Origin of the sequence: Asaia astilbis JCM 15831 (assembly GCF_000613845.1) — a bacterium.
Classification (GTDB): Bacteria; Pseudomonadota; Alphaproteobacteria; order Acetobacterales; family Acetobacteraceae; genus Asaia; species Asaia astilbis.
Window position 1 is genome coordinate 1 of the sequence record NZ_BAJT01000019.1, and the last position, 19,792, is coordinate 19,792.

The window sequence follows — 19,792 nt, forward strand, 5'->3', positions numbered from 1 at the left end:
CATCCGCCGCCGCCCCAGCCACCACCGCGAAAGCCGGCAGGGCCGCCCCCTGCAAATCTGCCGGGTCCACCTCCATGCCAGCCGCCTCCGGGGCCTCCCTGAAAACCGCCGCGTTGCGCGTGGGCTGACAGGGGTACCAGCAGCGGAAGCATCAGGAGCGCTGCTCTCTTCATGGTCGATCGATGCATGGTCAGGGTCTTTCTTTCCATGGAAAGCGGTGGAACCCGATTTCCCTCTCTTGCGATATCGTGTTGAGAAGGGGCGGAATAAAGACGAAAGCGTAACTGCGTGATTTCGTTTCGTGACAAAGGGCAGATCAGACCCGAATGAGCGACAGGCGTGGCGTCCGGGCCATATCCCGGGACTATATCATTGCCGGGGTTTGCGACGGATATGGCCTCCAAGCCGCGCCAGAACCTCCTGTAATTCGCCTTCTTTCATGTCCGGGATTTTCACCGGTGCAGGCGCTGGCCTTGCCGCCGGAGTGACCGGTCGCATGACAGAAGGGTCCTGCAGAATTCTGATTTTTTTGACCAGAATCGTTCCATCGTCGAAGCGCAGGTCGCGCCCGCTCCGCAACGGGCCACAATGCGTGTTGATCCGCTCGATCAGCTGCGGCGCGAGATGCTGGAGCTCAAGCGCAACCGGGCCCGTGCAGGCGATCGTCAGCGTGCCGGCACTGACGCGGCGAGGTTCTGTCTGGCTCGCCAAGGCCGGTCCGACAATTTCGGCCCAGTCGAGAATGAGCCTGACGGCAGGGGCGGCGCGCTTGCTGAAGGCGGGTTTCGTGACCTGAGGCAGGATCGACCCCAGGCACGGGCCTTCATGGAACGTCGCTCGAAGGGTGACCATTTTGCGGCTTGCTCGGCGGGCACTTCTTTCCGGTCGACCGAGTTTCCCGCTGCGCGACGGCCTTTTGCCGATGTCCCTGCATCCGACGCAACGGCGCGCGAGGGGGTTATTCGTGATGCCGGGCTCTTGTCCGATGAGGGATCTCGCTTCATATCGCCCGGGTGACTCCTTCTGCTTCTGCACTTCTTGACTGGTATGCGCATCAAAGGCGCTCACTGCCCTGGCGTGCCTTGCCGGGGCAGGTTGCCGACCCCTATGCGGTCTGGCTGAGTGAAATCATGCTGCAGCAGACCACCGTCGTGACGGTTATGCCGTATTATGAGCGGTTTCTGAAGCGCTATCCGACAGTTCAGGATCTCGCTCTGGCACCGATACAGGAAGTGCTCGCAGCCTGGGCCGGGCTTGGCTATTACAGCCGCGCCCGCAACCTTCATGCCTGTGCGCAGAAAGTGGTCGAGCTGGGAGGCTTTCCATCAGATGTCGAGGGTCTTCGTGCCTTGCCCGGTATCGGCGCTTATACGGCCCGTGCGGTTGCCGCCATCGCGTTCGGTCGACCGGTCGTGCCGGTCGATGGGAATGTCGAGCGTGTGACGTCAAGGCTCCATGCGGTGACAGAGCCCCTGCCGGGAGCACGACGCAAACTCGATATGCTGGCCAGTCTGCTGAATGACGATCCGGCAGCGCGGGCGGCGCCAAGCGATTTCGCACAGGCGCTTTTCGATCTGGGCGCAGGGCTCTGCACCCCGCGCCGCCCGTCCTGTCTGATGTGCCCGTGGCGTGAGTCCTGCAAGGGACATGCTGAAGGAACCCCTGAGCTGTATCCGGTGCGGGCGCCCCGCAAGGTAAAGCCTGAGCGTTATGGGGTAGTGTTTCTGATCACCGACGCGCAGGGCGCCATCTGGCTGCGCCAGCGCCCCGAGAAGGGGCTGCTCGGAGGCATGACTGAATTGCCCGGGACGACGTGGCGGGATGAGGTCTTTGCGCCCGTTGAAGCGCTGCAAGAGGCGCCGGTGAGTGCAGCATGGAAAGACGCTGGCGAGATACAGCATGTCTTTACCCATTTCAGGCTACATCTGAGGGTCATGGTCGCTCGGCTGCCCAAATTCGATGCGCTGCATAATCAAAGCGGGTTCGCCTGTCCGCCGGAAAAGCTCGATCGTCAGGCTCTCCCCACTGTTATGAAGAAATGTTTGACGCTTGCCGGTCAGGCAAGGGTCGACTGAAGAAAGAGACATCTCCTTATGCTATTCGCCTCTTCCCGTTTCTGGCTTCTCGATTTCTTCGGCCATGTTGTCGAGCATGATCCTTTGCGGGACTGCCTGTTTTCGGTGACCCCACCACCGGGGCGATATCCGGGCCTTTTCTTTTTTGCGGATAATGTGGCGCTCGACAGCTTCACTGTCACCTTGCGCAAGGTCGTGTCCTTGCCGATGCCGCTTCCGCCCTTGCAGGCGACCCGTCTTTCAAACGGCCTCTTCACTTTTCAGCGCAAGGACGGGTCCGGTCGTTTCCTGAGGAGCGTCGAAAATGAAGGGATCGATTTTCAGGCTACCGAAGCCAAGGATTGGGAGCATTTCTTCATTCTGTCCGAACAGATGCTGCATGCGTTTGCCATCCTCAGTCAGGAAGCGGTCAGCACAGTGACGACGGAAGAGGGAGAGATTCTCGCGCCGTTACGTGTCGTCCAGGGCCATAACGGAAAGATTGGCGAACTTGTCTTTTCACTCGCAACGAACATGTCGGCGCTTGAAGCTATGTCGGGTCTGGGTACGGGCGAAACTGCACCTTTGCCCCTCGTTACCCGCGATGGTCAGCAGGTAACGTTGGCCGTGACACGCTCATGAGGCGCGTGTCTTGCGATAGGCAGCCATAGCCCGGTTACGTCCCTCCTCGAGTGAGACGATGGGAAGAGGGTAATTTTTCCCGAGGCTCACGCCCGCCTTCTTCAGGGTATCGGGGTCCGCATCCCAGGGCGCAGCGATGGCGTCATCGGGGAGCTTAGAGAGTTCCGGTACCCAGCGACGGATGTAATCTCCTTCCGGGTCGAATTTATCGGCCTGGCGCAAGGGATTGAAAATGCGGAAAAAGGGCGAGGCATCGATGCCTGTGCCCGCAACCCATTGCCAATTGACGGCATTTGAAGCCGGATCAGCGTCGATCAGCGTATCCCAGAACCAGATTTCGCCCTTGCGCCAGTCGATCAAAAGATGTTTGGCCAGAAAAGACGCGACGATCATGCGTGCCCGGTTATGCATCCAGCCCGTTTCCCAGAGCTGACGCATGCCGGCATCTACGACCGGAATGCCGGTCTGACCGTGCTGCCATGCCGCAAGGTCTTTTTTGCTGTTTTGCCAATCGAGCTTGTCGAACTGAGATTTCAGATTTCTGTCTGGCAAGTGAGGGTTGTGGAAAAGGGTGTACCAGGAGAAATCACGCCATCCCAGCTCGGAGAGATAAATCTCACGATCTGACTTGGCGCCTTTGTCCGCGCAAATGTGCCAAACCTGTTTTGGAGACAAAACGCCAAACCGCAGATAGGGAGAAAGGCGCGAGCTGTCCTCGGCAGCCATGTCATTGCGGCCGACCCCGTAATGGCTCAAGGGACCTTTGGCGAAGTCATGGGCGATCTCTTGCGCGGCTTCTTCGCCGAATTCCCAGTATTGCACCATCTTGCTCGCCCAATCCGGCTTTCGCGGCAAGAGAGCACTGTCGAGGTCCAGCGGTGAGAGCGTTGCCGAGCCCTTTGTCTGCGTTTTGAGAGAGGCATCCCAGCTTTCGAAACGTATCTTTTTAGGCGCGGGTTTCGGTGTGGCAGGCGCGCCGAGCTCTCTGAAGGCTTTCCACCACGCCGTGAAAATCTTGTATGGCGTGCCGGTTTTTGTCGTGACGGCACCCGGCGATCGCAGCAAGGTGCCATGAGATCGGATCATCTCACATCCAGCGTCGTTGAGAATCGCTGCGACCTTATCGTCCTGCTCGCGCGCTTCCCGCTGATAGCGGTAATGACAAAAAAGCTTGCGGGCGCCGCTTTGCTGCATGAGGCGGGGTATCAGGTCGGCAGGATCGCCTTCGAGAACCAGACACTCGCCATCATGTTCGTCGAGACTCTTCCTGAACTGTGTGAGTGTCTGATGTAAAAACCACTTCAGCGCGCCCCCGAGCGGGCGTGTCGCGCCGGAATTATCCAGAATATAGACGCAGAGTGAGGGGCCCTCCTCGGCCTGGGCAGCGATGAGAGCCGGATGATCCTTCAGGCGCAGATCATCGCGAAACCAGAGAAGAGAGGGCGGTGCTGCGGTCATGAAACTTCCTGCGACGCGGAGAAGAATGAAGAGATGAAGTTTGAAAAGCGCAGGAGGATCGCTCTGGTTCGTTAACGCCCATTCCAACGCTTCCTACCGTGAGGTCACACCTTGTCGTCCGGTTACAAAAAATAAAGAAACTGCCCTGTCATTTTGAAAACCGGACCATAGATATCGCGTTTGAAGGGTTCGATCATTTTATTAGGGAAATGTTCTATGACCCCGGTTTCCTTCCTCCGCACTGGTGCTCTCGCCGTCATGCTGGCTCTTCCGGCTCTGGGCCTTGCCGCTTGTAACACAATCGATGGCGCTGGCCGTGATGTCAGCTCGGTTGGCCATAACGTCAGCAATGGCGCCAGCGCCACGCAGGGCGCAATCCACAACTCAGTGCCACAGGCCGCGACGCGCTGATCGTTCCAGTCGAAACCTGAGGGTTTGAAAAAGGGTGGGGCGTGCTCCACCCTTTTTTGCGTTCTTCTGGCGACGACAGCATTGACCCCGGAGAGGCGTCTACTTGGGCCGGGCGCCTGAGACTTGCAAATTCGTCTCCAGACTGCACATACTAACCACTCGGTCATAAAGGCCGGGTTTTAAAACGACGTTCTCGGGGCGGGGTGCAATTCCCCACCGGCGGTAGGTGCCTTCGGCACGAGCCCGCGAGCGCCTTTGGCTCTAATGCCAAAGGGTCAGCAGATCCGGTCAGATCCCGGAGCCGACGGTCATAGTCCGGATGGAAGAGAACAGAAAACGGGCTCAGGATGGTTCGCCGTCAGGAGTTCGAAGGATGTTCGTACCTGAGGACCGTCCAAAGGGATGGGACCGTATTGCTGTGTCGGGAGATTTTCCCTCCGGAGTTGCCGCAAAAGAGCAGGGCCTGACGGCGCCTGATATCAGTGCGGTTCGGCGAGGCTTTGACGCCGCGCTCAAGGAAGCCTCAGTTTATCTGGGGGCCACCTCTCCCAATCCTGCGGTTGGCTGTACCCTGCTCGATCGAGACGGGGCTATTCTCGTATCGGAAGCCCATCACCGTACCGGGACCCGCCATGCCGAGGCGCTCGCGCTTCATCGTGCGCGTGAAATCGGTGTGCTCGACAGAGCCGTGACGGCTCTCGTGACGCTTGAGCCCTGCAATCATGTCGGTCGTACGCCGCCTTGCAGCGAGGCTCTGCGCGATAGCCCCGTCAGCACGGTCTGGGTCGGTATGCGCGACCCCAACCCTGTCGCTGGGGGAGGGATTGCCCGGCTGCGGCAAATGCCGGAAGGGCGGGAGGTCTTCCTCGTGGAGGAATGTCCCGATCTGGCGGAAACCCATCGAGCCTGCCAGGCATTGCTTGCGCCCTTTGCGACACGCATCTCGAAGCAACGTCCCTGGATTACCGTCAAGCAGGCCTGTGATGCCAAAGGCTCCATGATCCCGCCTGAAGGAAAAACCACCTTCACGAGCCAGAATTCGCTTGAAATTGCTCATCGCCTGAGACGGGCGAGTGATGCGATCATTACCGGTATCGGCACGGTTCTTGCGGATCGTCCGCGTTTTACCGTGCGTCATGTCGCGGATCACGAAGATCGTGCGCCGCGTCTGCTCGTCGTCTGTGATCGACAGAACCGTCTGCCGGATTCTTGGCGGGAAATGATGATCGGCAGTGGCTATCGGGTCATTGTCTCACGCGATCTGGCAGAAATTCCCTCCTTGCTGGGCGATCATGGCGTGAACTGGGCCATGGTCGAGGCTGGACCGGCGCTCCTCGATGAGATTGCAGATCAGGGTCTGTGGGATGACTGGCTGACAATCCGGACCTCCCATGAGGGGCCGGACCGATGTTCGGTCCGCTCTCACGGACCTTCGCCCTTGCGTTTTATACTGGATGAAGGGGTCAATCCCCTTCCTGCTGACAAGGCTGCCTTCTGATGTTTTCTGGCATTATCGAACATATTGGCCGTATCAAGTCTGTCGAACCTCGCGAGCAGGCTATCCTGCTTCAGGTTGAGACAGGCCTTTCCGATATGGATCTGGGCGAAAGCATTGCCGTCAATGGCGTCTGCCTGACGGTTGCTGCCTATGATTCTTCGGGCCTTGCGGATTTCTTCGTGAGTGCAGAGACCCTGTCGCGCACGGCGCTGGGGCGGCTTGTGGCAGGATCGCGCGTCAATCTCGAGCGCGCCAGCACCCCTTCGACCCGCCTCTCGGGGCATATCGTCCAAGGCCATGTCGATGGTCTGGCCGAGCTGGTCGGGATGCGCTCGGTCGGTGAATCCCACCACATCACTTTTCGCCTGCCGGAAGCCTTGCGCGGCTATGTGGTCGAGAAAGGATCGATCGCACTCGATGGTGTCAGCCTGACGGTGAATGAGGTGAGTGATGTTCAGGATGGCACATTCACCATCGCGCTCATGATCATTCCTCACACATGGATCATACGGGTCTCTCCGAAATTCAGCCCGGGGCTCGCGCCAATGTTGAAGTCGATGTCCTGGCGAAATACGTTGAAAGCCTGCTGAAATACGGGGTGCGGTCATGAACACCTCGCCATCCTCACGGCTGACAGATGCCATCGCGGCATTGCGTGAGGGACGCATGGTCATGATGGTCGATGACGAGAAGCGTGAGAACGAAGGCGATCTGGTGATTGCCGCACAATTTGCGACAGCCGATGCCGTCAATTTCATGGCGACCCATGCGCGTGGTCTGATCTGTCTGCCGCTTGAGGCCGAGCAGCTCGATCGTCTCGATTTGCCCATGATGCCGCGTCGTGGTTTCGATCCACGTGGAACAGCTTTTACGGTTTCCATCGAGGCGACGACGGGCATCACAACTGGTATTTCGGCTGCCGACCGGGCACGCACGATCCAGCTTGCGGGCCATCCCGATGCCCGTCCGGAAGATATCAGTACGCCGGGTCACATCTTTCCGCTTCGAGCCCATCCTGAGGGAACGGTGGCTCGCGACGGTCATACGGAAGGCGCGATCGATCTCGCCCGTCTTGCTGGATTGCACCCGGCTGCCGTGATCTGTGAGGTCATGAGTGCTGACGGCACCATGGCGCGTTTGCCTGAGTTGCAGGGTTTTGCGGCCCGTCATGATCTCCCGGTTATCACGATTGAGGAAATCGCCGATTGGTGCCGTGCCCACGGTCGCGCAGCGCTCGATCAGAGCCTTCCGCCCGCACCGGTCTCGCCCGCTGTAGAGCACATTGCCGAGGCGGCGCTTCCGAGCATTTTTGGCGGGCATGATTTGCGGATCCACGCTTTTCGGGCGCCGGATGGAATTGAGCATGTCGCTCTGATCAAAGGGGATGTGACCGAGGGCGTTCCGCTTGTGCGGCTGCATTCCGAATGCGTGACAGGTGACGCGCTGGGGTCGCTGCGATGCGATTGCGGTCCGCAGCTTCGCGAGGCGCTGGAGCGGATTTCCGGCGCGTCAGCAGGTGTCCTGGTCTATCTGCGAGGTCATGAGGGCAGGGGCATCGGTCTTGGTAACAAGATCAGGGCGTATGCTCTGCAGGATGCCGGCAAGGATACGCTGGAAGCCAATCTCGAGCTCGGTCTCCCGGCTGACGCGCGTGACTGGGTAACGGGGGCTGCTATTCTCCAGCTGCTCGGGGTCACGTCTCTGACCCTGCTGACCAATAATCCGAGCAAGGTATCGGGTCTGGAGGAAGCTGGTCTGAAAGTCGTGAGCCAGGAGCGGCTCGAGGCAGGCTCCAATCCATTCAATCGGGCATATCTTCATGCCAAACGGACCCGGATGGGGCATCAATTAAGCGATGTCTGGCCGGATCTCGTCGACACACTGGTTCAAAAATAAGGAGTCCTCATGAGCAAGACGATCCCCGTAGCACCCGATCTGACACTGGTGCCGACACCGAAGCTCGCCCTTCTGGTCAGCCGGTTCAATACGGATGTCACCCACGGCCTGCGTGACGGTGCGCTGGAGTGGCTGGCCGAACATGACATCCGTGATGTCGATGTATTCGATGCTCCCGGCGCCTTCGAGCTGCCGCTGATGGCTCAGGCACTTGCCAAGACCGGCACGTATGAAGGCGTGATCTGCCTTGGCTGCGTCATCAAGGGTGACACGGCCCATTTCGAGTTCATCAGCCTCGGGACGACGATCGGCATCATGCAGGCGCAGCTGGCGACAGAGACGCCGATCTCCTTTGGCGTGCTGACGACCTACACCGATGAACAGGCTCAGGCCCGGTCACGCAAGGACGCTCATAACAAGGGTCGTGAAGCCTCAGCAGCTTGCGTCGAGACGCTCGCTTTTCTGCGCAACACGCGTAGCTGAGGGCAGAGCGCCCTTTTGCAAGACGCATGATGTTTCCCAATCGGGTCACAATGCTCTAAACCTGCCCGGACCATGACGCTTTGGCGTCTCTCCGTGGCAGGGTCATCACACTTCAATGCTTGCAAACTTCATCGGTAAGACCGTCTCGTTCTGCACCAGGCGCGTTTGGGTCGTTCTTTTTCTTTTCACGCTGCTGACGGCTGGCAGCCTGTTCCTGACGGTTCAACGTCTGGGCGTGACGACCGATACCGATGCCATGTTTGCGGCAAATCTGCCCTGGAAACAGCGCGGCGCCGAGCTGAGTCGCCTGTTTCCGCAGAATGACGACCTCATGGTCGCCATCATCAAGGCCGATATGCCCGAGCAGGGGCGTGCCACTGCGCGTGAACTGGCCAAAATCCTGCGCGCCGATCACAAGAATTTCCGCACGGTTCGCCTGCCCGACGACTCGCCGTTTCTGGAAAATCACGGCCTGCTTTTCCTCGACAAGCCGGTTCTCGGATCGCTGCTCGATTCCATCGTCGCAGCGCAGCCCTTTCTGGGCACGCTCTCTGCCGATCCGTCCTCACGAGGCATCTTCTCCGCGCTCGGTCTGATCGGTGAGGGACTCTCTGCCGGGGAAGATATCCCGGAGAGCTTTACCACGGAGCTTAAGGGTTTTGCCGTTGCCCTGCACGATGCTGCTGAAGGGCACCCCAAAGATCTTTCCTGGCAGAATCTCCTCGCAGGACCGCTGGCGGAAATGGCCGGCAATTATCAATATGTCATCACGCAGCCGCATCAGGATTTCGGCTCGCTACAGCCGGGGGGCGAGGCCAGTGCTGCGATGCGTCGTGCGATCGACTCCCTGCCTTTCGTGAAGAGCGGCAATGCCATTGCATGATCACCGGGCCGGTCCAGCTGAGCGATGAGGAGTTCTCGACCGTTGCTCATGGCATGGGGCTCGGGCTTCTGACCTCACTGGTGCTGGTCTCCTGCTGGCTTGTGCTTGCGGTGCGGTCCATTCGGGTCATTGTGCCTATTCTGATTACACTGGTGATCGGTCTGCTGCTGACGACGGGCTTTGCGGCCATTGCGGTCGGTAAGCTCAATCTGATTTCTGTCGCGTTCGCGGTGCTCTTCGTCGGGATTGCCGTGGATTTTGCGATCCAGTTCTCTGTGCGTTTTCGTGAACAGCGCCTGCCTTCAGGGGGCGAGATGAGCCCGGTAGACGCGCTTGCAGAAACAGGGCGTGAAACCGGCCATCAAATTCTAGTCGCCTCGCTTGCGACAGCGGCCGGGTTCCTTGCTTTCGTTCCAACGAGTTTCGTCGGTGTGGCTCAGCTGGGGCTGATCGCTGGTATCGGCATGATCATCGCCTTCTTGTGCACGATGACATTGCTCCCGACCCTGTTGCATCTCTTCGGTGCGCGCCTGAGCCGTGGCACTCCGGGGATCAAGAGTCTTGCCGGTGCCGATCGGCTGCTGCGTCGTTTCCGCAAGCCCGTTCTGGCGGTCTTCGCCCTGCTTGCCCTGACAGGTCTGGCCCTCATTCCGCACCTCAGCTTTGACGCCGATCCGCTTCATACGAAGAATCCCGACACCGAAGGCATGCGTGCGCTCCATCTTCTGGAGCAGGATCCTCGTGCGTCGCCCTATGATGCGAGGTGATCGTTCCGAGCCTGACGGTCGCTGCAGAGCGCGCCAAACAGTTCGACGCTTTGCCGAGCGTTTCCTCGGTTCTGTGGCTCGGCATGTTCGTGCCGGAGGATCAGACCGAAAAACTGGCGATGATTCAGGATACGGCGTCGATCCTGCTGCCCACTTTGATCGGGCAGGAGGCGCAGCCCGCGCCGGATGCCGCCGCCCTGCGTGCCAGTGCGGTCTCTGCCGCGCAGAAGCTGGGAGCCGTCATTGACAAGACCGCTCCGGACTCCCCGTTGCGGGATATCCAGAAATCGCTCGCCAAGCTGGCGACACTCCCCGATGCGCAGCTTCTGGCCGCGAATACGGCGCTGACGCGCTTTTTGCCTGAGCAGCTAACGCAACTGGTGGATGTTCTCCAGCCGACCCCGGTGACGATAGAGAGCATTCCGCAGGATATTGCGCGCGACTACGTGCTGCCTGACGGGCGTGCCCTTCTCAAGATCCTGCCGAAAGGCCGGATGTCGGACAGCAACGTGCTCTACCGTTTCCTCCACGACATGCTCTCGATCGACAAGAATACGGCAGGGACAGCGCTGGAGGTGGTCGAGAGCGCACATACCATGGTGCATGCCTTCTCGATGGCAGCCATCTCAGCCCTGGTCATGATCGCGGTCATTCTCTTTGTCGCGCTTCGCCGTCTGCTCGATATGGCGCTGGTTCTCGCCCCTTTGCTGCTCTCGGCTCTGCTGACCGTCATTCTGATTGTGACGGTCCCCGAGAGCCTGAATTTCGCGAATATCATCGCGCTGCCGCTGCTGCTCGGTGTCGGAGTCTCGTTTAACATATACTTTGTCATGAACTGGCGTGCCGGTATCAAAAGCCCGCTTACCTCGCCGACGGCGCATGCTGTCTTGTTCTCTGCGCTCACCACTGGCACGGCGTTCGGATCGCTGGCGGCGTCCCAGCATCCGGGCACAGCCAGCATGGGACGGCTATTGCTGATGTCGCTGGCGTGCACCCTTGTGGCAACGCTCACCTTCATTCCGGCTTTGTTACCCAAGCGTAAAATTGATGCCGAATAGCGCTGCCATGCGCCTGATGCGGAGCTGGCCGTTTCATAAAAGAGGTGGCCAGACCGTGTTTTGTGATGATAGGGACAACCTCTAACGCAATCGTGAGCCCCGCCCATCGTGCCAAGTCAGTTCTTTCGCCGGAGCCTTGCTGTCGCCTGTTTGATCGGGTCTGTCGCACCGACGACTGCCTGGGCCGGGAACAATGGCGAAGAAGAGACGGCTTCGGAGCCCAGCTATCAGCTCAATGATCCCTTCCCGGATCATAAGATGCATTCGACCAGCGTTCCGGCTTTCGGTCAGCCTCAGGCCGTTTTCTACAATCCGTTCGGTCTGACAGACTGGCTGCGTCGTCATGGCATTGGCCTGCTTTTCGATAACCTCAATGAGTATGCAGGCGCCGTCACCAAGCCGACGAAGAATGTTGGCGACTACCGACAGGGCTCGAGCAATGCCGGGCAATATGCGCTCTCCCTGAATGTCGACTGGGAGCGGATCGCCCATATCAAGGGCTTCGCCACGCATATGGTGGTCACGGGGCGCTATGGCACGCCCGCCAACCGGATGTTCGGTGACTGGCTCAACCATTCGTCTGAAATCTATGGCGGCGGCGGCAATGTGGTCGTGCATCTTGTCATGGCTTATGGTGAGGAAACGCTCTTTGGCGGCAAGCTCTCCATCGCAGCAGGGCGCATGCCGGAGCTCTCGGACTTTGTCGCCAGTCCGCTTTTCTGCACCTTTCAGATCAACGCCATCTGCGGTCGTCCGCGTGCGGCGGCCGATACGGGTGTGGCTTCGACTTTCCCCGCGGGAATCTGGGGCTTGAGGGTACGCGCGCGTCCGTTGCGTGAGTCTTACGTCCAGCTCGGTCTGTACCTGACCGAGGAAGGGATGTTCTCCTACACGATGAACCGAAGCGGGTTTAAGTTTAACAGCGCCTATATCAACGGTGTGCGCATGCCGCTGGAGCTGGGGTGGGAACCAAAGTTCAGAGGCCGTCTCCCCGGCCACGTGAAGGTCGGCGCTGCGCTCACCACAACGCCGCTCTCCGATATTCATGAAGATCAATACGGCGAGCCTTATGCCATCACCGGGCTGGACCAGCGTCAGCACCGGGCGAGCTTCAATACCTGGGTCCTGATGGATCAGAAATTCATGACCTATCGGCGGAACAGCCGGGGTCAGGATACTGATTCAGGCCTTACAGCGCTTTGGGGCTTTCTCTACAACGACAAAAGGGTCGCAGTCCGCAACTGGCAGGCCTATGGCGGTCTGATCAGTCGCGGCACTTTTGCATCACGGCCTAATGACACGATTGCGTTCGTGTTCAGCTACACGGCCATTTCACCGGGTGTGCAAAGGGTTGAGGAAATGTTGCGTGCCCAAGGCAAGGAGCTGCCTTATCGCGCAACAGGCATCCAGCGGCATGCGATTGTCATGGAAGCCAATTATGGCTGGCGCGCCTTTCGCGGCGTGTTGATGCAGCCCATGGTCGAGGCGTTTATTCGCCCCAATGGTCAGGGCAACCTGAAAGACGCCGTGCTGCTCGGCTTCAAGACACACGTCGAGTTTCTCTGAAAACATTTTCCTGAAATCCCTGTCATTGCAAGAGGATACAGGCCCATTTCCAGTATCACAGGGGCGTGTGGTATAAGACAGTTTCTTTCCGTTACCTGAAAACAGGGGAAAACTGCATGGACGCCCAAATAACCGGATCGATCTTCCCAGTACTGCGCATCGCTCTTCAGCCAGGAGAGCGCCTTGTTGCGGAAACTGGCGAGTTGTCCTGGAAGAGTCCGAATGTCACCCTGAACACCAGCACCTCCGGTGCCGGCAAGAGCGGCTTTCTGGGTTCGGTGTCGCGCATGATCGCCGGTGGTGGGCTTTTCATGACCGAGTATCGCGCAGAGGGCACGTCCGGAAACGTCGCTTTTGCCGCGAAAATACCCGGGCATATCACGGAGCATGTGCTCGATGATTCACGCAGCTACATGGTGCATCGCCACGGCTTTATTGCGGGCACAGAGAATGTCCGGATCAATGTTGCTTTCAGCGTAAACTGAAAGCCGGATTCTTCGGTGGCGAGGGCTTCGTTCTTCAGCGTCTGTCGGGTGAAGGACGATTCTGGGCCGAGCTGGGGGGCGAAGTGATCGTGCATGATCTGGCCCCCGGTGAGCAGATCGACGTTCACCCCGGCCATGTCGGTATGTTCGAGGAAAGTGTCCAGTTCGACATCACCACATTGCCGGGCATACGCAACAAGCTGTTCGGCGGAGACGGGTTTTTTCTCGCACGTCTCACAGGCCCGGGGCGCGTCTGGCTTCAGACCCTGACCCTGTCGAACCTCGCGGGCGCCTTAGGCCCCTATCTTAGCCTGACCGAAGCCAAAGGCGCTGTTGAAGGGGGCTTCCTCGCGTCGGTCCTGCGCAAGGTCATCGACTGAAACGCGATCAGATGATGTAATCGACCGGAGGCAGGCGCTGGTCCATGCCGAGTGCAGGCATGTTGGTATGGCGCGTGCCGATACGGCGGGCCGGGTTGCCGACCACCGTCGTATAGGGAGGAACCCCTTCCAGCACGACGGATCCCGCGCCGATCTTGGCGCCTTCTCCCAGCTCGATATTGCCCAGAACGATCGCGCCTGCGCCTACCAGGACGCCGCGCCTTACCTTGGGGTGACGGTTGCCCGTCGCCTTACCCGTGCCACCCAGGGTAACGCCCTGCAGGAGAGAGACGTCATCCTCGATGATGCAGGTCTCGCCGATGACGATGCCAGCGCCATGATCGAAAACGAGACGGCGTCCAAGTTTGGCTGCTGGGTGAATGTCCAGATTGAAGCGTTCGCTCACCAGACTTTGCAGATGCCGCGCCAGATGCTGACGATCATGCTGCCAGAGCCAGTGCGCGATGCGATAGGCCTGGATTGCGTGATACCCCTTGAAGAAAAGAAATGGCGTCACGTAGTCGGGGCAGGCGGCATCGCGCTCGAAAATGGCGATCATGTCTTCAGCAGCGGCTTCGGCAATCTCGGGACATTCGACCAGAGCCGACGTCACCAGAGCCGTGAGCGCCGGAGCAGACAGGGCACGATCGGCCAGTTTGGTGCCAAGAAGTGCCGCAAGAGCACCCTGGAAATTACGATGATCGCTGATGCCGGTGGCGAAAACACCCTGAATGAGCACGTCGCAGCAGACGGTGCTCTGCTTGAGCATGTCCTGCCAGACGGCGGTCAGATCGGGGGGAGTGGTCATAGTCCCATGGCCTTTTTCACAAATGCCCGACGCAGGGCAGGCAGGCGGTTCATGGCGCCAAGGCCGAGGTCCCGTCCGAAACGAAGAACAGGATTGTCGTTGCCGAAGAGACGTTCAAGACCGTCGCAGGCCGCCATTACGGCCATATTGCCGGGGCGCACGCGGCGTTGGTACCGGTGCAGCAGATCGGCGCCGCCGAGATCGCCCCCATTGGCAAAACACTCTTCAATCAGCTCGGTGAGAGCGATGATATCCTTGAAACCGACATTCAGCCCTTGCCCGGCAATGGGGTGCAGGCCATGGGCTGAATCACCTGCCAGAGCGAGGCGTGGTGCGATGTAGCGTTGCGCATATTGCGCAGAGAGGGGGTAAATCCAGCGGCGGCCGACAGGTGTTGCAGAGCCGACATCGTCGCCAAGCCGCTGCATAATGGCACTCGTGAATGCAGCGTCGTCGAGCGCGTAAAAACGTTCCGCGCGTTTTGTCGATTCCGCCCAGACGATGGCTGAGCGATGAGGATGCTCGTCAGTCGGCGGGAGAGGGAGGCGGGCAAACGGCCCCTGCGGCAGAAAATGCTCGAGGGCCCGACCTTCATGGGGGCGATCATGATGAATAATGCTGATCAGCCCGCATTGATTATAAGGCAGACGCGTCACCATGATTCCAGCTTGTTGACGCAAAGGGCTCTGCCTGCCTTCAGCAGCGATCACGAGCGCGGCCTTGTAGCGGGCACCTGAGCCAAGCGTGATGGCAACGTGATCGGTTTCAAAGGTGAAGGTGCCGGTCTCTGGCGCTGCGATGTCGAGAGCGCCCTTATGGCTCGTCAGGGTTTGATTGAGTGCTGCACGCAGGTCGCGCGCCTCGATCATCCAGCCGAAGGGGGTCGGATCACCATTTTCGACGGGGGCATCGTCAGGTGAGAAACGCAGACCGTGGGGGGAGGCCGCCTCGCCGGGGCGGCCATCGCTGATTGTGATGCTGCGTATCGGCTGCGAGGGGCCGGGCAGGTTCTGCCAGATACCGGCAGCCTGAAGCATGCGTCGCGAGCCTTCGGCGATGGCATAGGCACGGCCATCGAGCGAAGGATGCTCCATGTCGGGCAAAGGTGCACGGTCGATCAGCAGGATCTTGAGACCGGAGGCAGCGAGCCGACAGGCCAGCGTTGCACCGACCGGACCCGCGCCGTTAATGCAGATATCGACGTGCTGCATGCCTCATTTCCTCACCGCCTGTGTAAGCATGGCTTTTTAGATGCACGAGCGGGAAATGGGAAATGTTCTGTTATAGACACTTGCCAATCTCGTTATGATGCTGGCACGATTTATGTTCACGAGAACTGGCGGGACTGTCCGTGGCGACTAAGACATCTTGCAGTGCGGAGGAATGGAATGAAGCTCATCACGGCAATCATCAAGCCGTTTAAACTGGACGACGTTCGAGAGGCTCTGACCCCATTGGGAGTGCAGGGTCTAACGGTTACCGAGATCAAGGGTTTCGGGCGTCAGAAGGGGCAGACGGAAATTTATCGAGGGGCGGAATATCAGGTCAGCTTCCTGCCCAAGGTCAAAATCGAAATTGCCGTGACCGAGGATGTCGTCGGTGATGTCGTCGACGCAATTCTCAATGCAGCGCGAACGGGCAAGATCGGCGACGGCAAGATCTTCGTCTCGCCGCTTGATTCCGTCATCCGCATCCGCACCGGTGAAACAGGGGAAACTGCCATATGAGCCGTCTTCTCAAAGCGATCGCGCCTCTTTCTGTCGCTCTGATGCCTCTTCCCGCTCTGGCTGCGCCTCCTGCCATCGACACGGGCGATACTTCCTGGATGCTCGTGAGCACGGCGCTGGTCCTGCTCATGACCATCCGGGTGTGGGTCTGTTCTATGCGGGCATGGTTCGCAAGAAAAACGTCCTCGCAACGCTGATCCAGTCTTTTGCGATCTGTTGTATCGCGAGCCTGGTCTGGCTGGTTATCGGCTATAGCCTTGCTTTCGGTACGGGTACGCCCTGGATCGGTGACATGTCCCGCTTCATGCTGAATGGCGTGGCCGAGCATATCAGCAAAGGCGTGGATCAGGCTTTTGTCATGGGGGCCGGTTCGGCCAATCCTGTGGCCATGACCATCCCTGAGAGCGTCTGGGTCATGTTCCAGATGACCTTTGCCATCATCACCCCGGCACTGATTGCCGGCAGCTTCGCGGAGCGGATGAAGTTTTCGGCGCTCTGTGTCTTTACGGTTCTCTGGTCGCTGCTCGTTTACGCGCCTGTTGCCCATTGGGTCTGGAGCCCGCTTGGCTGGGTGGCCGGTATCGGGGCTGTCGATTTCGCGGGCGGTACCGTTGTGCATATCAACTCGGGCGTCGCGGGTCTAGTGGCGGCTCTGGTGCTCGGCAAGCGTCGTGGCCATGGTCATGAAGATTTCTCTCCGTTCAATCTCACCTATGCCATCATCGGTGCAGCCCTGCTCTGGGTCGGCTGGTTCGGATTCAACGCCGGTTCTGCCGGTGGCGCCAATGGCCGTGCAGGCATGGCCATGCTGACCACGCAGATTGCCACCGCAGGCGGTGCGATGGCCTGGATGGCTGTCGAATGGGTTCATTCCCGCAAGCCGACGGCTCTGGGCATCATCTCGGGCGCCGTTGCCGGACTTGTGGCAATCACCCCGGCAGCTGGTTTCGTTCTGCCTGGTCCGGCTTTGATTATCGGTCTGGTGGCCGGTGTCGTCTGCTTCTGGGCGTCTGCGATCCTCAAGCCGCGCCTTGGTTACGATGACAGTCTCGATGCATTCGGCGTGCATGGCACGGGCGGTATTGTCGGTGCGCTGCTGACGGGTGTTTTTGCCTACGGTCCGCTCTCGGCAACCGATGCCAACCCGGCGGGTGTCGTCGGATCCTTTGCCCAGCTCATTCGTCAGGCCGAAGCAGTCGGTGTGACCATTGTCTGGTGTGTGATCTTCACCTTCATCATTCTGAAGGCCATCGATCTGACAATCGGCCTGCGCGTGACGCGTGATGAGGAACTTGAAGGCCTGGACATGGTTCTGCATGGCGAGCGGATCAACTGATCCGTCTCTCTGTTACGATCGGGGAAATGCCAATGGTACTGAAACGTTCTCATGGCCACGCTCTCTTGGCCAGTCTCATGCTGGGGGGCGCTGTGCTCGCCAGTCCCTCGGCTCTGGCGCTTACCGCCAAGGAATGCCATGCGAAGTTCAAGGCTGCCGGCAAGGCCGGCACTGAACGGGCAGAAATATAAGGACTTCAAGGCAGCCGAGTGCGGTGACGTCTCAACTGCGGCCACGCAGCAGAATATGCCGCCAGCCGAGAAGGAAGCAGCTGAGGACAAGAAGGTGACGAGCGACGCGCCAGCATCGCCCGGTGCGGGCATTGCGTCCAAGCCAAGCACGGTAAGCTCCGGCAGTACGGTGTTTCCGGGCTCTGTCTCGACACAATATGCCAAGCTTTCGCCCGGCAAGGCCCGGATGAAAACCTGCCTTGATCAGTACAACGCCAATAAGAGCACAGGCGGAAATGGATCGCTCAAATGGATCCAGAAGGGTGGCGGCTATTATTCGCAATGTAATGCGAAGCTGAAATCCTGACCTTCACGCCTGCTAGCGTTTTGAGCCGCCCCGTCGATCGATGGGGCGGTTTTTTTTATGGTCATCGCCGTGCGATCGTGCTCAGCGCCGTACCCTGCCGCTACGGACTCCAAAGGCGATTTCCGGTCGCCCAGCCAGCTCAGCTTGCCGCGCGGCGGCTTCAAAATCATAGGGAACGGCCCGTAGGTCGACTTTCCATCCTGTATACGCCCGGGTTACCAGAGCATAACGCGCATGCGGACAGCCTGCCTCCATGACATGGGCGACAGGGAGGTCGTCGGCATAGGCGGGCATCCCGACACTGCCCGGATTAACGATAAGAACACCATCGTTCATGACGACACGTGAGATGTGTGTGTGACCACATAACACGAGAGGAGCCTCGTCGGCTCCGACGAGACGAGCGCGGATGGCGTCAGGACGATCTAGCCGTGGCTGACCTGTCGATATGTCCTCCAGCGCATAATCCTGATCTCCCCCAGCGGGGCTGCCATGGCAGGCAAATACCTGTCCATCCAGCAATTTTGCTGTGTCAGGAAGCGACAGGATCCACTCCCAGTGTGCCTCTGAGAGGCGTGGCCGCGCATAGGCGTCGGAGCTTCCTGTGCCACCTGACAATAGCTGGCGCTCGTGATTGCCTGCCACGGTCACGGCAGGGAGAGACATCTGAAGATCAGCACTGCGCGCCGGATCGAATGGACCGGATACCAGATCTCCCAGATTGATAATCAGGTCGGGATTTTTGGCGGAGAAATCGCGCAGGACGGCTTCCAGCGCCAGGCTGTTTCCATGGACATCTGCGATGACAGCAATTTTCATTCTGATAAAATAATAAATCGGGCTGGGGCCGTCCACTTATCTGGACGAACGACCAATTACTGCGAGCAAGCCGGAACAAAGACGTCAGCAGAAATCCGCCTGCTGTCGGTCGTGCTCGGTCAAGGCTTTCCTCGTCGGGTGACGCATTCGTGTCCAAGTACACAGGTATATGTTCTGACAGGAGAGTAAAAATCCGGGAACCTGACCTGATTACTTTTGCATGAGTAGCATTCGATCAGCCTCTTTTCCAGTGGTCGGACGCGCCTTGATGAGGAGAGGGTGATGGTTAGCAGAGCGGCACCGGGCGAGCGTCCCGGTCTCAGGTTGTTTCTCGACACGGCTGATCGCGCGGCGCTGGCCCGATGGTTGCCGACCGGACTTTTCCACGGGGTGACAACCAATCCGACAATTCTGGATCGTGCGGGCCTTCGCAGTCGCTTCGACGACATCGCTCCCTTGGTGCAGGAGATCCTGTCCTGCCCTGTGCAGGAAGTGCAGGCTCAATGCTGGGGTACAGAGACCGACGCCTGATTGAAACGGGTCTGGCTTTGGCGGCGCTCGATCCACGTCTCGTCGTCAAGGTGCCGATTACCGAAAACGGGATCAGGGCAGTGGCGGCTCTCCACGCACGTGGGGTGCGAACCACCCTGACCGCAGTCTATGCCACGCATCAGGCGCTGACGGCTGCTGCGGCAGAAGCCGATTATGTGGCTCCCTATTTCGGGCGCATCGGCGATAGCGGGCGTGATGCGGTCAGCGTGATTCGGGAGATGAACTCGATCCTTTCCGCCTCAGGCAGCAAGACGCGGCTCTTGGTCGCCAGTCTTCGGCAGGCTCACGACCTTGCCGCTCTCGCGGCTCTGGGGTGCGATACCTTCACGTTCAGCCCTGCCGTCGCCGAACAGCTTTTCGCCGACTCTCAGACCGCTGAGGCAGCAGCGGTATTCGAGACAACAGCAGCGGGTCTGTAGCCTGACGACCTGC

17 protein-coding genes, 4 pseudogenes and 1 riboswitch are annotated in these 19,792 nt (G+C 59.3%); of the genes and pseudogenes, 15 read left to right on the forward strand and 6 right to left on the reverse strand.

The genetic code is table 11. The annotated features are described in order from the left end of the window. Positions 1-209: hypothetical protein (locus tag JCM15831_RS23000; protein WP_035774536.1), on the reverse strand; the 209-nt coding region annotated here is incomplete at its 3' end. Between the two features lie 160 nt (positions 210-369). Next, a complete protein-coding gene (locus tag JCM15831_RS13090; protein WP_025824619.1) occupies positions 370-852 on the reverse strand; it encodes a DUF721 domain-containing protein in 483 nt (160 codons plus the stop codon). Between the two features lie 161 nt (positions 853-1,013). Between JCM15831_RS13090 and mutY the strand changes: the two genes are divergently transcribed. Beyond that, on the forward strand, positions 1,014-2,075 hold the full coding sequence (mutY, locus tag JCM15831_RS13095) for an A/G-specific adenine glycosylase (RefSeq protein WP_025824620.1): 1,062 nt from the start codon (positions 1,014-1,016) through the stop codon (positions 2,073-2,075). 18 nt (positions 2,076-2,093) lie between these two features. After that, entirely contained in the window at positions 2,094-2,696 is a 603-nt protein-coding gene (locus JCM15831_RS20540; RefSeq protein ID WP_025824621.1) for a hypothetical protein, read from the forward strand. On the opposite strand, the gene JCM15831_RS13105 is transcribed toward JCM15831_RS20540, so the two are convergent. Then, positions 2,691-4,154: a cryptochrome/photolyase family protein gene (locus JCM15831_RS13105; protein WP_025824622.1), complete on the reverse strand. Its 1,464-nt coding sequence runs from the start codon at positions 4,152-4,154 to the stop codon at positions 2,691-2,693. The two genes, JCM15831_RS20540 and JCM15831_RS13105, sit on opposite strands and share 6 nt — an antisense overlap. A gap of 216 nt (positions 4,155-4,370) precedes the next feature. Here JCM15831_RS13105 and JCM15831_RS13110 point away from each other — a divergent pair, with 216 nt between their 5' ends. The 8 genes and pseudogenes from JCM15831_RS13110 to JCM15831_RS19075 all read left to right on the forward strand — a co-directional run bounded on the left by JCM15831_RS13110 (position 4,371) and on the right by JCM15831_RS19075 (position 13,581). Further along, positions 4,371-4,565, forward strand: coding sequence for an entericidin A/B family lipoprotein (locus tag JCM15831_RS13110; protein WP_025824623.1), 195 nt, complete (start codon positions 4,371-4,373; stop codon positions 4,563-4,565). A gap of 185 nt (positions 4,566-4,750) precedes the next feature. Further along, positions 4,751-4,900: riboswitch (FMN riboswitch) on the forward strand. A 38-nt stretch (positions 4,901-4,938) separates the two neighbouring features. Beyond that, positions 4,939-6,063, forward strand: a complete 1,125-nt coding sequence (gene ribD / locus JCM15831_RS13115; RefSeq protein ID WP_084490704.1) for a bifunctional diaminohydroxyphosphoribosylaminopyrimidine deaminase/5-amino-6-(5-phosphoribosylamino)uracil reductase RibD — start codon at positions 4,939-4,941, stop codon at positions 6,061-6,063. Then, positions 6,063-6,673, forward strand: a pseudogene (locus JCM15831_RS19065) (riboflavin synthase). The gene ribD and the pseudogene JCM15831_RS19065 overlap by 1 nt, the downstream one beginning before the upstream one ends. Further along, on the forward strand, positions 6,670-7,959 hold the full coding sequence (locus tag JCM15831_RS13125; RefSeq protein WP_025824625.1) for a bifunctional 3,4-dihydroxy-2-butanone-4-phosphate synthase/GTP cyclohydrolase II: 1,290 nt from the start codon (positions 6,670-6,672) through the stop codon (positions 7,957-7,959). The pseudogene JCM15831_RS19065 and the gene JCM15831_RS13125 overlap by 4 nt, the downstream one beginning before the upstream one ends. A gap of 9 nt (positions 7,960-7,968) precedes the next feature. Continuing rightward, positions 7,969-8,442 carry a 6,7-dimethyl-8-ribityllumazine synthase gene (gene ribH, locus JCM15831_RS13130; RefSeq protein WP_025824626.1) on the forward strand — a complete coding sequence of 158 codons (474 nt, stop codon included), beginning with the start codon at positions 7,969-7,971 and terminating at the stop codon, positions 8,440-8,442. Positions 8,443-8,557: 115 nt separating this feature from the next. Further along, positions 8,558-11,150: pseudogene (locus tag JCM15831_RS19070) on the forward strand (MMPL family transporter). Between the two features lie 108 nt (positions 11,151-11,258). Next, positions 11,259-12,716, forward strand: a complete 1,458-nt coding sequence (locus tag JCM15831_RS13140; protein ID WP_232228197.1) for a carbohydrate porin — start codon at positions 11,259-11,261, stop codon at positions 12,714-12,716. 116 nt (positions 12,717-12,832) lie between these two features. Further along, a pseudogene (locus tag JCM15831_RS19075) lies at positions 12,833-13,581 on the forward strand (TIGR00266 family protein). A gap of 7 nt (positions 13,582-13,588) precedes the next feature. Here JCM15831_RS19075 and cysE read toward each other — a convergent pair. Beyond that, entirely contained in the window at positions 13,589-14,389 is an 801-nt protein-coding gene (gene cysE, locus JCM15831_RS13150) for a serine O-acetyltransferase (RefSeq protein ID WP_025824628.1), read from the reverse strand. After that, positions 14,386-15,600: a UbiH/UbiF/VisC/COQ6 family ubiquinone biosynthesis hydroxylase gene (locus JCM15831_RS19080; RefSeq protein ID WP_051528529.1), complete on the reverse strand. Its 1,215-nt coding sequence runs from the start codon at positions 15,598-15,600 to the stop codon at positions 14,386-14,388. Before JCM15831_RS19080 ends, cysE begins: the two co-directional genes overlap by 4 nt. Before the next feature lie 177 nt (positions 15,601-15,777). Between JCM15831_RS19080 and JCM15831_RS13160 the strand changes: the two genes are divergently transcribed. The 3 genes and pseudogenes from JCM15831_RS13160 (at position 15,778) to JCM15831_RS19090 (ending at position 17,989) form a co-directional block, all read left to right on the forward strand. After that, a complete protein-coding gene (locus tag JCM15831_RS13160; RefSeq protein WP_025824629.1) occupies positions 15,778-16,116 on the forward strand; it encodes a P-II family nitrogen regulator in 339 nt (112 codons plus the stop codon). Then, positions 16,113-17,452: pseudogene (locus JCM15831_RS19085) on the forward strand (ammonium transporter). Before JCM15831_RS13160 ends, JCM15831_RS19085 begins: the two are co-directional and overlap by 4 nt. A 138-nt stretch (positions 17,453-17,590) precedes the next feature. Further along, positions 17,591-17,989 (forward strand): hypothetical protein, encoded by a 399-nt coding sequence (locus JCM15831_RS19090; RefSeq protein ID WP_373277661.1) that lies wholly within the window; start codon positions 17,591-17,593, stop codon positions 17,987-17,989. Between the two features lie 81 nt (positions 17,990-18,070). On the opposite strand, the gene JCM15831_RS13175 is transcribed toward JCM15831_RS19090, so the two are convergent. Further along, positions 18,071-18,808 carry a metallophosphoesterase family protein gene (locus JCM15831_RS13175; RefSeq protein WP_025824630.1) on the reverse strand — a complete coding sequence of 246 codons (738 nt, stop codon included), beginning with the start codon at positions 18,806-18,808 and terminating at the stop codon, positions 18,071-18,073. 282 nt (positions 18,809-19,090) lie between these two features. On the opposite strand from JCM15831_RS13175, the gene JCM15831_RS22015 reads away from it, so the two are divergent. Both JCM15831_RS22015 and JCM15831_RS19095 read left to right on the forward strand, forming a co-directional pair. Then, on the forward strand, positions 19,091-19,339 hold the full coding sequence (locus JCM15831_RS22015; protein WP_198024342.1) for a transaldolase family protein: 249 nt from the start codon (positions 19,091-19,093) through the stop codon (positions 19,337-19,339). Then, positions 19,312-19,779 (forward strand): transaldolase family protein, encoded by a 468-nt coding sequence (locus tag JCM15831_RS19095; RefSeq protein WP_198024343.1) that lies wholly within the window; start codon positions 19,312-19,314, stop codon positions 19,777-19,779. The genes JCM15831_RS22015 and JCM15831_RS19095 overlap by 28 nt, the downstream gene beginning before the upstream one ends. Positions 19,780-19,792 lie beyond the last annotated feature (13 nt).

Excerpts from the sequence above, each read along its gene's own strand:
- JCM15831_RS13090 (WP_025824619.1), bottom strand. The coding sequence starts at position 852 with ATGGTCACCCTTCGAGCGACGTTCCATGAAGGCCCGTGCCTGGGGTCG.
- JCM15831_RS20540 (WP_025824621.1), top strand. The coding sequence starts at position 2,094 with ATGCTATTCGCCTCTTCCCGTTTCTGGCTTCTCGATTTCTTCGGCCAT.
- JCM15831_RS13105 (WP_025824622.1), bottom strand. The coding sequence starts at position 4,154 with ATGACCGCAGCACCGCCCTCTCTTCTCTGGTTTCGCGATGATCTGCGC.
- JCM15831_RS13110 (WP_025824623.1), top strand. The coding sequence starts at position 4,371 with ATGACCCCGGTTTCCTTCCTCCGCACTGGTGCTCTCGCCGTCATGCTG.
- ribD (WP_084490704.1), top strand. The coding sequence starts at position 4,939 with ATGTTCGTACCTGAGGACCGTCCAAAGGGATGGGACCGTATTGCTGTG.
- JCM15831_RS13125 (WP_025824625.1), top strand. The coding sequence starts at position 6,670 with ATGAACACCTCGCCATCCTCACGGCTGACAGATGCCATCGCGGCATTG.
- ribH (WP_025824626.1), top strand. The coding sequence starts at position 7,969 with ATGAGCAAGACGATCCCCGTAGCACCCGATCTGACACTGGTGCCGACA.
- cysE (WP_025824628.1), bottom strand. The coding sequence starts at position 14,389 with ATGACCACTCCCCCCGATCTGACCGCCGTCTGGCAGGACATGCTCAAG.
- JCM15831_RS19080 (WP_051528529.1), bottom strand. The coding sequence starts at position 15,600 with ATGCAGCACGTCGATATCTGCATTAACGGCGCGGGTCCGGTCGGTGCA.
- JCM15831_RS13160 (WP_025824629.1), top strand. The coding sequence starts at position 15,778 with ATGAAGCTCATCACGGCAATCATCAAGCCGTTTAAACTGGACGACGTT.
- JCM15831_RS19090 (WP_373277661.1), top strand. The coding sequence starts at position 17,591 with ATGCGAAGTTCAAGGCTGCCGGCAAGGCCGGCACTGAACGGGCAGAAA.
- JCM15831_RS13175 (WP_025824630.1), bottom strand. The coding sequence starts at position 18,808 with ATGAAAATTGCTGTCATCGCAGATGTCCATGGAAACAGCCTGGCGCTG.
- JCM15831_RS22015 (WP_198024342.1), top strand. The coding sequence starts at position 19,091 with ATGGTTAGCAGAGCGGCACCGGGCGAGCGTCCCGGTCTCAGGTTGTTT.
- JCM15831_RS19095 (WP_198024343.1), top strand. The coding sequence starts at position 19,312 with ATGCTGGGGTACAGAGACCGACGCCTGATTGAAACGGGTCTGGCTTTG.